The organism is Pseudoalteromonas sp. TB51 (assembly GCF_000498055.1).
In the GTDB taxonomy this organism is placed as follows: Bacteria; Pseudomonadota; Gammaproteobacteria; order Enterobacterales; family Alteromonadaceae; genus Pseudoalteromonas; species Pseudoalteromonas atlantica.
This window is the reverse complement of the sequence record NZ_AUTO01000132.1, coordinates 18,174-30,719: the sequence shown is the minus strand read 5'-3', so window position 1 is coordinate 30,719 and position 12,546 is coordinate 18,174. Positions and strand designations below refer to the sequence as shown.

General features: G+C 39.0%; 9 protein-coding genes, 2 tRNA genes and 1 pseudogene. 11 read left to right on the top strand and 1 reads right to left on the bottom strand.

The annotated features are described in order from the left end of the window. A partial coding sequence (locus L650_RS0106900) for a Bax inhibitor-1 family protein (protein ID WP_029772640.1) occupies positions 1-480 on the bottom strand: 480 nt, incomplete at its 3' end. A gap of 251 nt (positions 481-731) precedes the next feature. On the opposite strand from L650_RS0106900, the gene L650_RS0106895 reads away from it, so the two are divergent. The 11 genes and pseudogenes from L650_RS0106895 to L650_RS0106845 all read left to right on the top strand — a co-directional run bounded on the left by L650_RS0106895 (position 732) and on the right by L650_RS0106845 (position 12,539). After that, positions 732-822, top strand: a tRNA-Ser gene (locus L650_RS0106895). Between the two features lie 52 nt (positions 823-874). After that, a tRNA-Ser gene (locus L650_RS0106890) sits at positions 875-965 on the top strand. 793 nt (positions 966-1,758) lie between these two features. Beyond that, positions 1,759-2,139 (top strand): hypothetical protein, encoded by a 381-nt coding sequence (locus tag L650_RS0106885; protein WP_004586715.1) that lies wholly within the window; start codon positions 1,759-1,761, stop codon positions 2,137-2,139. A 128-nt stretch (positions 2,140-2,267) separates the two neighbouring features. Beyond that, positions 2,268-2,726 carry a GAF domain-containing protein gene (locus tag L650_RS0106880; RefSeq protein WP_029772639.1) on the top strand — a complete coding sequence of 153 codons (459 nt, stop codon included), beginning with the start codon at positions 2,268-2,270 and terminating at the stop codon, positions 2,724-2,726. Beyond that, on the top strand, positions 2,726-3,004 hold the full coding sequence (locus L650_RS0106875; RefSeq protein ID WP_004586713.1) for a hypothetical protein: 279 nt from the start codon (positions 2,726-2,728) through the stop codon (positions 3,002-3,004). Before L650_RS0106880 ends, L650_RS0106875 begins: the two co-directional genes overlap by 1 nt. Positions 3,005-3,019: 15 nt before the next feature. Next, entirely contained in the window at positions 3,020-3,658 is a 639-nt protein-coding gene (proQ, locus tag L650_RS0106870; RefSeq protein WP_004586712.1) for an RNA chaperone ProQ, read from the top strand. Positions 3,659-3,684: 26 nt separating this feature from the next. After that, complete coding sequence (gene prc / locus L650_RS0106865) at positions 3,685-5,709, top strand: carboxy terminal-processing peptidase (RefSeq protein WP_029772638.1); 2,025 nt, start codon at positions 3,685-3,687, stop codon at positions 5,707-5,709. A 181-nt stretch (positions 5,710-5,890) separates the two neighbouring features. Beyond that, positions 5,891-7,335: pseudogene (gene nhaC, locus L650_RS0106860) on the top strand (Na+/H+ antiporter NhaC). Positions 7,336-7,378: 43 nt separating this feature from the next. Then, positions 7,379-9,973: an aminopeptidase N gene (pepN, locus tag L650_RS0106855; RefSeq protein ID WP_029772636.1), complete on the top strand. Its 2,595-nt coding sequence runs from the start codon at positions 7,379-7,381 to the stop codon at positions 9,971-9,973. Next, positions 9,974-10,195 (top strand): DUF2835 domain-containing protein, encoded by a 222-nt coding sequence (locus tag L650_RS0106850; protein WP_024033528.1) that lies wholly within the window; start codon positions 9,974-9,976, stop codon positions 10,193-10,195. 250 nt (positions 10,196-10,445) lie between these two features. Next, complete coding sequence (locus tag L650_RS0106845; RefSeq protein ID WP_029772634.1) at positions 10,446-12,539, top strand: DUF1302 domain-containing protein; 2,094 nt, start codon at positions 10,446-10,448, stop codon at positions 12,537-12,539. Positions 12,540-12,546 lie beyond the last annotated feature (7 nt).

The following is a 12,546-nucleotide window of genomic DNA, read 5'->3' as shown; positions in this document are numbered from 1 at the left end:
GCTGCCAATGAAGATGTTAACTATGCTTGCAACAATAACCACTAGTAAGCCTACTGTTAAAAAACCTCCCATAAATGAGAAGTCTTTTTTAGTGTTTAATGCATAAGCCGATAGACCAAAAAATATTAATGCAGTAGAACCAAGCGCCTGCATAATAAGCATAGGGCCATTAGGCATAGCTGCATAATAGTTAAGTAGTGGGCCAAGGCCTGCGCCCATACAGCCTGTAAAAGCAAACACCCAAAACACGCCTGAGGCTGAGTCTGCTTTTTTGTTTACAACAAATAATAAACCAAACGAAACCAGTGTGAACACAATTCCCATAAAGTAAGGTAATTGTAATGCCATTGAAATACCCGCCGTAACAGCACTAAATGCTAATGTCATGGCCAGTAAGAAATAGGTGTTTTTAAGTACCTTGTTTGTTTCAATGGTCGACATTACCGGTTTAGCGGTATTGTACGAATGATTAAATGCCATTGTAGAGCTCCTTTAAGTGAAACATGTTTGTTTCGATAATTTAACTAAAATTAGATTACCAACTCTTATATGTTTGGGCAAACCTTTGTAGATCAATAGAGTGTTATTTTTTTATTAAAGTTCATTTAAGCATCAAAAAGAAATTATTTGTTTCATCTTTAAACAAATTAATTGTTTTTTAAGCACTTAAACAATTTTTTTAAAAAAAAGCTTCACAAAGCCAATGGGTTTCCCTATTATGCAGGCCGTGCGGAGAGATGGCAGAGTGGTCGAATGCACCGGTCTTGAAAACCGGCATAGGTTTGTAGCCTATCTAGGGTTCAAATCCCTATCTCTCCACCACCTTATTACAATAATTATGAGTACACTCTTACTTGTAATTTATAGCACTTTCGGAGAGATGGCAGAGTGGTCGAATGCACCGGTCTTGAAAACCGGCATGGGTTTGTAGCCCATCTAGGGTTCAAATCCCTATCTCTCCACCATTATATTAAAGCCCGCTTTTAGCGGGCTTTTTTGTTTTTACGCTTTCTTATCAGGCCATCTTAGGTTTCCTCGCTTATTTCCCCATTTCGGTTTGCTATTAGCCGCTATTGATAGATTATTAACATATTCATGTGCTACTTTTATTTTTTTAGATTTTAAAATTGCTTATTAAAATAGTATGTTGTGGCTCAAGGATGATTTACCTTCAAGAAAACTTATTGTTTATCGTGCAATGATTCTCATTGATAACGGTGTTTGTTTTATTTGTATTCCAACCTTTTGACACAATTAACGATACATCATCACTTTTGCAGCTTTACTGTGCTGTATACCTATGACGCTTGACTATGCGTAAATCAGTCATTAATTGAAGAACGTATTTAATATTGAAATTAAAGGTTAGGTTTTATTGACGATAACGCCTATAAGGTAGTGAACTTTGTCTTATAGGCGACTAAGCAGCTCAAAGTAAGCGTGGGCTGGCAGCACAATGCGTGTTTGTTTTTAGTTTGCAAAACCATTTATTAAAATCATTTGCAAAACATTATTAAACCCACCCACTAAACAGCCCAACATAAATTAAATCTTGAAATTATCACACCTTGCAAAGGGGATTAAATATCCTTACTAAAAACGCTAAGGTATATTTTTATAAAATTAAAATGCCTAGTTACAGCAGTTTAAAGAGTGCTTGTTTTCCCATCATAAATTACGACCATAGTCTCTGTTTCTAACCTTAAGAACTTGGTGCATGCTTAAGATAATGTTTGTAGTGTGTATTTAGGAACTTATATGAAACATCAACTAGCCAAAAGTGTCGCGCTTTCTTTATTATCCCCTGTGATTGTTGGTAGTTTACTTGGCCTTTATTATGGGCTCACTATGAATGGCGATGCGGCTACCATTTTTTTACAACTACTGATGAGTGCAATCGCGAACGCACATATTGTTGGACTGACTATGGCCGCTTTTGTCGTACCGGGTTATTTGCTTATGTTTAAGTATGCAAAAGTGAATTATTCAGGTGTACTGACTCTTGGGCTGCTCGGTGGCGCAATATTTAGTTATTTACTTAGTGCTACAACAGGTGAGATATTTTTAATTAATAGTGTAATGGCCGCTTTTGCCGCAGGACTATTTTTATTTGGCCTGCGTAAAACATCAAAAAAATAATTGCAGAAATATTAATCAAGCGTGCTGAAAAACGGCGCTATTTCTGTTTTTTTGCCTGTAAAAGGTTTCAATTTTTCACGACAAAGAGTACCTTTAGCTACTGTCTGTTTAATAAGAAGTAGTTTGGTATGCAAAAGCACGATTTTTACCAGTCATTAGTTAAGCAAACTGAATCACTAATTGCTGGTGAATCTAATGTCATTGCTAATATGGCTAACGTAAGTGCGCTATTATTTACCTCATTAGAAGATGTAAATTGGGCGGGCTTTTACTTTATGGATTCGCCAAGTGAATTAGTGCTTGGGCCTTTTCAAGGTAATCCAGCGTGTATTCGTATCCCTTTTGGTAAAGGGGTGTGTGGTACGGCTGCAGCAACGTTAGAAACTCAACTAATTGAAGATGTACATGCGTTTGATGGCCACATAGCCTGCGATGCAGCGTCTAACTCTGAGATTGTTGTACCTATCATGAAAAATGATAAAATAGTTGCTGTTCTTGATATCGATAGCCCAACTATTGGTCGATTTGATACTGATGACCAAGCAGGTCTTGAAGCATTAGTTAAATGCTTAGAGGCAAGCTTATAATGAAAGACTTGCTAAATGTTCAAGACTACCTATTCGCAGTACAAGATGTAGGCGATTGGGAAGGGGAAGAAGAACATGTAGCGGAAACGCTCAATGATTTGATTCACATAGCCTGGGATAAACTTCCAGATGATTTAGATTGTGAATCAATCGATGAAATAATAAATGGTATTTGGGAACACCTTCGAGGTGATTTGGCTGTACTTGAAGCCGACTTCGAAGAGTTAATCGACTGGGTAATACACTACGTTGACTCGTCCCTTGATGAAAAGATGTGAAAAATAGGTTCTAAAATGGAAACCACAAACAAGCTAAAAGATATTAATGAAGTGCTGGAATTTCTTTATCAAGAATTTCCACAATGTTTTAAACAAAAAGACGGTATTAAACCGCTTAAAGTCGGTATTTTTAAAGATATTGCCGAGCGTATAGAAGGGTCTGAAAAAGTAAGTAAGACTCAAGTACGTCAGGCGCTTAGAAAATACACGTCTAACTGGCGTTATTTAGAAGCTGTGACTAAGTCAGAGTTTCGTATTGATCTTGATGGCAATCAAGGTGAAAAAGTTGAGCAAGAGCACATTGACCACGCTCAAAAAGCACTAGAAGAAAGCCGTGCTAAAATGGCAAAACGCAAAAAACAACAGCGTCCACGCCAAGATTCAGATTCTAAATCTTTCAAGAAAAAACCAGCCCACGCTAGCAAAAACAATGCACAAGCTAACAAACCAGCTAAAGCAGCCCCTGCTAAACGTTCAGGAAAAGTTGAACCTTTACCTGCAAGTGAGGTCAAGGTTAATAACAAGGTTAAGGTTAAACTTGGCCAAGCACTTGTAAATGCGGTGATTACTGAAGTAAACAAAGACGAAGTTCATGTTGAATTAGTAACTGGCATGCAAGTTAAAACCAAAGCTGACAGCTTATACATTATTTAAGTTGTAAATAAATTAAGGAGTTGTGTATGAGTAAAAAGTTTACGCTCATTCCGTTAGTTGCTACCCTGTTTTCGGGTTCTTTATTCGCTTCCGTAGAAGCGGCAAAACTTGAAGACTTGCCTGTACTTAAACAAGAAAGTCAACATGGCACTGCCAGCAAACGAGTGGCTAACTTATTTGCTCGTTCACACTATACACCGGTTCGATTTAACGATGGGCTTTCTAGCAAAGTGTACGATCGTTATATCGAATCCCTTGATTTTAATAAAAGTGTGTTTTTAGCAAGCGACATTACTGCGTTTGAAAAATACCGCAACGATTTTGATAATGCGATTACCACCGGTAAGCTTGGCTTTACGTTTGATATTTTTAACTTAAGCTTAAAGCGCCGTTTTGAACGTTATGATTACTCTTTATCATTACTAGATAAAGAAATGACGTTTGATAAAGACGATGAATACTTTTTTGACCGTGAAGATTCAGCATGGCCAGCATCGCAAGCTGAGCTTGATGAAATTTGGCGTGAACGCGTTAAATACGATGCCTTGCGTTTAAAAATGACAGGCAAAGATTGGGAAGGGATCAAAGAGGTCCTTACCAAGCGTTATAAAAATGCACAAAAACGTTTAGTTCAAACAAATTCAGAAGATGCATTTCAAATTGTAATGAACTCGCTAGCGCGAAGCATTGAAGCGCATACGTCGTACTTATCGCCGCGCCGCGCAGAACAATTTAAAATGGATATGGACTTAGAGCTTGAAGGCATTGGCGCCGTTTTAAGCCCAGATGAAGATTACACCGTTATTCGTAGCTTAGTACCAGGTGGACCTGCCGATAAAACAGAGCAGCTAAAAGCTGACGACAAAATTATTGGTGTTGCCCAAGATCAAAAAGAGTTTGTTGATGTTATTGGCTGGCGTTTAGATGATGTAGTTGATTTAATCAAAGGCCCTAAAGGCACTAAGGTACGTTTACAGTATCTTAAAGGCTCTGATGCACATGGCACGCCTAAAGTAGTTGAAATTACCCGTGATAAAATTCGCTTAGAAGATAGGGCTGCTAAATCTGAAGTGTTTGAAGCGAGCTATTCAAATTTAACTTCAAAAATTGGTGTTATTGAGATCCCAGGCTTTTACAACAATCTTTCAAAAGACGTTAAAGTTGAATTAGCTAAACTTAAAGAAGAAAACGTAGACGGTATTATTATTGATTTGCGCCAAAATGGCGGTGGATCATTATATGAAGCTACACAGCTATCAGGCTTGTTTTTTGACCAAGGTCCGGTTGTACAAATTCATACATTAAATAACCGTATCGAAGAGCAAAAAGACCGTGACGGAATTACCTACTACGACGGCCCATTAACTGTTTTAGTTGACCGTTACAGTGCTTCAGCCTCTGAAATTTTTGCCGCCGCAATGCAAGACTATGGCCGCGCAGTAATTATAGGCGAGCAAACCTTTGGTAAGGGAACGGTTCAGCAACACAAAGGCTTAGGCCGTGCGTACGATTTATACGACAATGACTTAGGTAGCGTACAATACACTATTGCTAAGTTTTACCGTATAAACGGCGGCAGTACTCAGCATAAAGGGGTTATTCCTGATATTTCATTCCCTTCGGCGATAGACCCAGCAGAGTGGGGCGAGAGCAAGCAAGATAATGCATTGCCGTGGGATAGCATAGTACGAGCTAAGTATAATAGGCAGGGTAATTTAACGCCTGTAATCACTTATCTTGAAAAACAGCACGAAGTACGTATTAAGTCAGAGCCAGAGTTTGGTTACGTATTTGATGATATTGCCCGTTACAATGAAGAGAAAGACCGCAAAACTATTTCTTTAGTTGAAGCAGACCGTATTAAAGAAAAAGATGAAAATGAAGCACGTACTCTAGCGCGCACTAATGAGCGTTTAAAGCGTTTAGGTAAAGAGCCAATAGAAAACCTAGATGATGTACCTGAGGTAATTGAAGAGCTTGACCCTTTCTTAGAAGAGGCAGCACTGATCACTCAAGATTACATTAACTTTGGCCGTATCGCTAAAAAATAAACACGTGTTTACCCCGTTTAAAAGGCGCTTTTTGCGCCTTTTTTGTTACCTAAATTTCGCTAAATTGCTATAATCGCGAATTACTAAATTGAGTTACATTACTGTGGCTTAAAAAAAGCACTGATACGCTAAAAATAATAAATAACCACGCCACGATATGTGGTGTGCAGGAGTCACTATTTTGAAGCCTTTAGAAAAACCGATTAAACCCGCCTCGTTTTTTGATGCACTTGTTCCTATCACTGTTTTAATTTGCCTTTTAGGCGCAGCGGTATATTTATTTGGCGATAACTCGTCATCAGGTCCTAACCAAATAGCGTTATTATTTGCCACCTTTGCTGCGGCATTAATAGGGCTAAAAAATGGCTATACGTGGAAAAAGCTTGAAGAAGCCATGATTGAAGGTATCACCTTATCATTGGGGGCTATTTTAATTTTATTAATGGTGGGTGCCTTAATTGGTACTTGGCTGTTGTCGGGTACCGTGCCAACGCTCATTTACTATGGCTTACAGATTATTAACCCAAGCTGGTTTTACGCCGCAAGCTGCTTAATTTGTGGCATTGTTGCAATGAGTATAGGTAGCTCTTGGACCACAGCTGCCACCATAGGTGTGGCGCTTTTAGGGGTGGCCACCGGGTTAGGGCTTGATCAAACTGTGACGGCAGGGGNTACTTTGGTGACAAACTTAGTCCGCTTTCTGAAACTACTAACTTAGCACCGGCTGTTGTTGGAGCTGATTTATTTGAACATATTCATCACATGTTATGGACTACTGTTCCTAGCTTTGTCATTGCATTAATCATTTTTATATTTATGGGCTTTAATGCAACTGCTTCTAACGAAGCCGGCAGGATTGACGAAATAACAGCGATTTTAGAGCAAAACTTTAATATTGGCTTTGAAATGTTAATTCCATTAATTGTGCTGCTAGTTTTAGCTATAAAAAAAATGCCAGCGTTTCCGGCAATTTCAATTGGCGCTGTAATTGGTGCTGTGTGGGCAATGTTGTTTCAGTCTGATTTAATTGCGACACAAATTGACCTTTCTCAGGGTGAGTTGGTTGGTTATTTTAAAATTATTTGGACAACTTTTTTCGATGGTTTTAGCATCGACACGGGTGATGACAAAATGGATTCATTGCTCAGTGGTGGCGGTATGGCAGGGATGTTAACTACAACATGGCTGATCATGACGGCTCTTATGTTTGGTGCCATTATGGAAAAAACCGGTTTATTAGATATTTTTGTTAAGAGCATTTTAAAAATAGCAAAAAGCACAGGCTCGCTTATTACATCAACCATTGCTACTTGTGTGGGCACCAACTTAATAGCGGCTGATCAATACATTGCTATTGTAGTGCCAGGTCGTATGTTTAAAGAAGAATATAAAAAGCGTGGTTTAAAGCCCGTTAATTTATCGCGTACTTTAGAAGATGGCGGCACAATAACAAGCCCGCTAATTCCGTGGAATACCTGTGGTGCGTACATGCAAAGCGTTTTATTAATAAACCCATTTGACTATGCCTTGTATGCTTTCTTTAATTTAATAAACCCTTTCTTAGCCATTATTTATGCGTACGTAGGCATTAAAATTTTACGCATTGAACCCAAGCAACCTGCTTAAATCTAAATAGCTCCTTTTTTAAGGAGCTTTAGTTGGAGTAACTATGACTGTTTCAGCAAAGCCAAAAGCGCAATACTTAAAAGACTACACTGCGCCTAATTTTTCTATAGAGCACACTGAACTCACTTTTGACTTACAACCACTAAATACAAAAGTGACGGCGCTACTAACACTTAAAAGAACAACAAATCAAAATTCAGCGCTTGTGTTAGATGGCATAGACTTACAATTAGTGGAGCTGCAAGTAGACAATATTGCTTATACTAATTATAAGATTGAAGGTGAGCACCTAATCATTAATGATTTACCTCACACATGCCAGCTTAAAATTGTTACTGAAATTTCTCCTGATACAAATACCTCTTTAGAAGGCTTGTATTTATCTGGTGGAGCGTATTGTACGCAATGTGAAGCGCAAGGTTTTAGAAAAATAACCTACTTTTTAGACCGCCCTGACGTGCTAAGCACTTACGATGTGACGATTATTGCTGATAAAAGCTTTAAGCATTTACTGTCAAATGGTAACCAAATTGACAGCGGTGAAACAGCTGATGGCCGCCATTTTGCTAAATGGCAAGACCCATTTAAAAAGCCAAGTTACTTATTTGCATTAGTAGCGGGTGATTTTGATGTACTAAAAGACACTTACACAACAAAAAGTGGGCGCGAAATTGAGCTTGCGTTATTTGTTGATAAAGGCAATTTATCTAAAACAACACATGCAATTAACTCATTAAAAAAAGCCATGCATTGGGATGAAACACGCTTTAACCTAGAATATGACTTAGATATTTACATGATTGTTGCCGTAGATTTTTTCAATATGGGAGCAATGGAAAACAAAGGGTTAAATGTATTTAATAGTAAATGCGTATTGGCTAACCAAGAAACCGCCACCGATAAAGATTATCACACGATAGAGTCGATTGTTGGTCATGAGTATTTTCATAACTGGACGGGTAACCGTGTTACCTGTAGAGATTGGTTTCAGCTATCGTTAAAAGAAGGGCTCACAGTATTTAGAGACCAAGAATTTAGTAGCGATTTAGGCTCACGCGCACTTAACCGCATTGATGCTGTTAAAGTAATGCGCACACATCAGTTTAGTGAAGATGCGGGGCCAATGGCGCACCCAATTCGCCCTGAAAAAGTTATCGAAATGAATAACTTTTATACCGTAACGGTGTACGATAAAGGGGCTGAAGTTATCAGAATGATGCACACCCTGTTAGGTGAGGTTAACTTTCAAAAAGGGATGCAGCTTTACTTTGAACGCCATGATGGCCAAGCGGTTACCTGTGATGATTTTGTTGCTGCAATGAGTGATGCTTCAGGCATAGATTTAACGCAATTTAAGCGTTGGTATAGCCAATCTGGTACACCACGATTAAATGCAACACAGCACTATGATCACGATAAGCAACTTTATACTTTAACAATTGAGCAATCAGCTCCGCTAAATCAGCCAGATAATAAGAGCCTTCATATTCCATTTGCCATCGAATTATTAGATGAAAAAGGGCAAAGTATTGCACTTACTTATCAAGGTGAAAAACGCGACCACGTGCTTAACGTAACTGCGCCAACGCAAACGTTTTACTTTGATCAAATACCTGCTCGCCCAGTGGCTGTACTACTTGAAGATTTTTCAGCGCCCTGTATTTTAAGCCAGCAAAATTCAGAACCTGATTTACTGCATATTATGCGTTATGCGCGCAGCGATTTTTCGCGTTGGGATGCGCAGCAGCAGTTATTTATTAATGCGGTTAAGCAAGCAGTCAAAGCACCTGAACACGCAACACTAAGTGAAAACGTTATTAATGCACTACGTGTGTTAATAAGCGCACAAAGTGGCGATTTAGCACTGGTAGCAGAGCTTATAAAACTGCCAAGCTTTGACACCTTTGCCGCTGAGTTTGACATAATTCCTGTTGACGAAATCATTACGATCACAAGGTTGTTTGAGCAACAGATTGCCGAGCAATTATTTGATGAGCTTTTACATTGTTACAGCTCGTTAGTAGATGATGGCAGTATAAATGCAGATGCAGTGGCTATAAGAGCGCTTAAAGGTGTTTGTTTACATTACTTAGCTAAAATACCTTCTGAGCAAGTTGACCGCTTTATTAAAGAATCGGCAGATTCACCGAATATGACCAATGTTTTAGCCTCATTAAGTGCGGTAGTAAAAGCATCACACCCATTAAGAACAACGTTGTTAGATCACTTTGATAGCCAGTGGCGTCATGATGTTTTAGTTATGGACAAATGGTTTGCGCTGCAGGCTATGCAATCTGGTGATGATGCTATTGAGAATATAAAAGCGTTGTACTCGCATCCTAGCTTTGATTTTTCAAACCCAAATCGTGTACGCGCATTAGTGGGTAGCTTTAGTCATTTTAATACCGCACAATTTCACCGAAAAGATGGTGAAGGCTATGCATTATTAGGTGATTTACTTATTAAGCTAAACGCGATTAATCCGCAAAATGCCTCTAGAATGTTAACGCCTTTCATGTCGTGGAAACGCTTTGACACCACCCGTGCTCAAGCAATGAAAGCACAGTTGCAACGCTTAGCAAACCTTGAAGGATTAAGTGCTGATTTATATGAAAAGGTTGAAAAAGCGCTTAATTAAATGATTGAGTATTACTTTTCTTTACACCTGAGCTATAACAAATGCATGGACTACTACCATGGTCGTTTTAGCTCAGTACAAGTGGTTGAGGATAACGGTAAAACAATACGTTTTGCCGCCTCGCACTTACGCCCTTACATTTCATCTATAGGAATAAGGGGGCGTTTTAGACTTTTACTTACCCCCGAGAATAAATTTATTCGCCTCGAACGTATCGCCTAACCTGCTGTTTTTATGTTATAGATACATAAAAATATTATCTTTTTGTTAATTTCAATTTGTTCTATTGTTAATTTACGTGTATAAATTATCTGGTATGACGTCTTACCAATACGTAAACGTCAGCTCAAAAAATATAATAATTGATTGAACGCGACCATTTGTAATTTTTTATAATCGCTTCTATCGTTAAGATTACACTAAAAACAATAACTTGATCACACATAATTACCCACGACAGGGGGGATACACAATGATAAGAAGATCGCTTTTTGTTAAAAACAAAATAGCTATAGGTTTAGCAGCCGCAAGCTTAGGTTTATCTGCAGCAGCGAATGCAGCAAATTTTGAGGTAGGGGGCTTTGATGTCACCTTCGACTCAACTTTTTCCTATGGTCAAAGCGTCCGTGTTGAAGACAGAGATTTCGACATTATTGGTAAAAGCAATAATCCTGCATTTGATTGGACTGGGTATAATCCTTCATTAAATACAATTTATTCTTCTCAAGATGTTTGGGCTCAACCAGGCTCTTACTCTAATAATGGCGATGCAGGTAATCTTAATTTTGATAGCGGTGATTCGTTTTCAAAATTATTGAAAGGAACACACGACCTTTCAATTAGCAAAGATAACTACGGCTTATTCACACGTTTTATGTACTTTTACGATTTTGAGTTAATGGATGGTGATAGAGCCTACGTTAACCCAACCTCAGGACAAGGCGTAGATCCATGTGATGATGAAGACACAAAAGAGCAAAGCTGTGCCGACATCCGTTTATTAGATGCTTACGTTTGGGCAAATTTTGACTTAAACGATGGCAATAACCCGCTGTCAATTCGCCTTGGTCAACAAGTAGTTAACTGGGGTGAGAGTACACTTATCTCTCATGGTATTAACGTAAACCCGGTCGATATTGACCGCTTAAAAGCGCCTGGTGCTGAGCTTAAAGAAGCATTTATTCCTGTAGGTATGCTTTGGGCGTCATTAGGGATCACTGAAAATATTACTTTAGAAGGTTTTTATCAGTACCAATGGCATGAAACACGCCTACCGGCTGCGGGTACTTATTTTTCTACCAATGACTTTGCAGCAGAAAACGGCTATCAGCAAAATGTACAGTTAGGTTTTACTTCAAACCCTGACATTGATATGGCCTTTTTAACCGACAGCCTTAATAACCTTTATACTAATTTTGCTCAGGTAGCCGCTGCACAGGGTATTGACCCAACAAGTGCTGAAGGCCAAGCCCTGCTTGCAAACATGTATTTAGCTCATCCAACTAAAGTTGCGCTTAAAGGTAAAGGCGATAACGGTAAAACAGAGCCAGATGACGGCGGCCAATATGGTCTACGTTTAGGTGTATTTTTACCAGAGTGGAACGACACAGAAGTGGCGTTATACCACGTTAACTACCATAGTCGACGTCCGCTAATTTCTGGTCGTGTTTCTAACTTTTCTCAAGCTGCCATCGCACAAGATCTAGCGATGATTGCAACAACAGAAATTACAGATGACAACGTGGCAGATTTAGTTGCGTTTTCAAAAGCAGAAAATGATTACCCAGAAGATATTAAACTTTACGGTTTAAGCTTTAACACCACAATTGGTGAAACCGCGTTTGCTGGTGAGTTTGCATTTCGTAAAGACGAACCGTTACAAATAGACGATGTAGAGCTACTTTATACCGCCATGCCTGAACAATTGGCGCTTGCCGGTATTCGCCCAGACTTTGCGGGTATTTCGCAAATGAGTTTTGGTGATGCGATTAGCTCTGTAGCGGCAGGTGAAGTTGCGCAAGGTTATATTGAACGCGACACATCACAAATTCAGTTTACTGCAACACATTTATTTGGCCCGTCATTAGGTGCTGATAGCTGGGCTGTAGTAGGTGAAGTAGGTGCTGTGAAAATTCATGATATGCCTGATTACGACGAAATGCGTTTAAATGTGTCGGGTACAGGTCGAAGTGGTGTGATCACAGGCCCAGGCACTACTGACTACACAACATTACAACTAGGCCTTTCTAATGGCCCAGAAGAAAAGTCGTTTGCAACGGCATCATCTTGGGGTTACCGCCTAATTGCTAAAGGTGATTACTTTAACCTTTACAATGGCATTAACTTCTCTCCACGATTTGTATTTTCTCATGATGTAAACGGTAACACACCTGATCCTATGTTCTTGTTTATTGAAGACCGTAAATCGTTGGGTGTAACGATGAACTTTAATTACCAAAATGCATGGTCACTTGATGTGAGCTACAACTCATTTTGGGGTGGTGGCGATATCAATACTTTCTCAGATCGTGACTACGTTTCTTTCAATTTAAAATATTCTATTTAGGGGTAAT

What these genes read in the sequence shown, in the direction of transcription:
- L650_RS0106885 (WP_004586715.1), top strand. Translation starts at nt 1,759, where the DNA reads ATGAAACATCAACTAGCCAAAAGTGTCGCGCTTTCTTTATTATCCCCT.
- L650_RS0106880 (WP_029772639.1), top strand. Translation starts at nt 2,268, where the DNA reads ATGCAAAAGCACGATTTTTACCAGTCATTAGTTAAGCAAACTGAATCA.
- L650_RS0106875 (WP_004586713.1), top strand. Translation starts at nt 2,726, where the DNA reads ATGAAAGACTTGCTAAATGTTCAAGACTACCTATTCGCAGTACAAGAT.
- proQ (WP_004586712.1), top strand. Translation starts at nt 3,020, where the DNA reads ATGGAAACCACAAACAAGCTAAAAGATATTAATGAAGTGCTGGAATTT.
- prc (WP_029772638.1), top strand. Translation starts at nt 3,685, where the DNA reads ATGAGTAAAAAGTTTACGCTCATTCCGTTAGTTGCTACCCTGTTTTCG.
- pepN (WP_029772636.1), top strand. Translation starts at nt 7,379, where the DNA reads ATGACTGTTTCAGCAAAGCCAAAAGCGCAATACTTAAAAGACTACACT.
- L650_RS0106850 (WP_024033528.1), top strand. Translation starts at nt 9,974, where the DNA reads ATGATTGAGTATTACTTTTCTTTACACCTGAGCTATAACAAATGCATG.
- L650_RS0106845 (WP_029772634.1), top strand. Translation starts at nt 10,446, where the DNA reads ATGATAAGAAGATCGCTTTTTGTTAAAAACAAAATAGCTATAGGTTTA.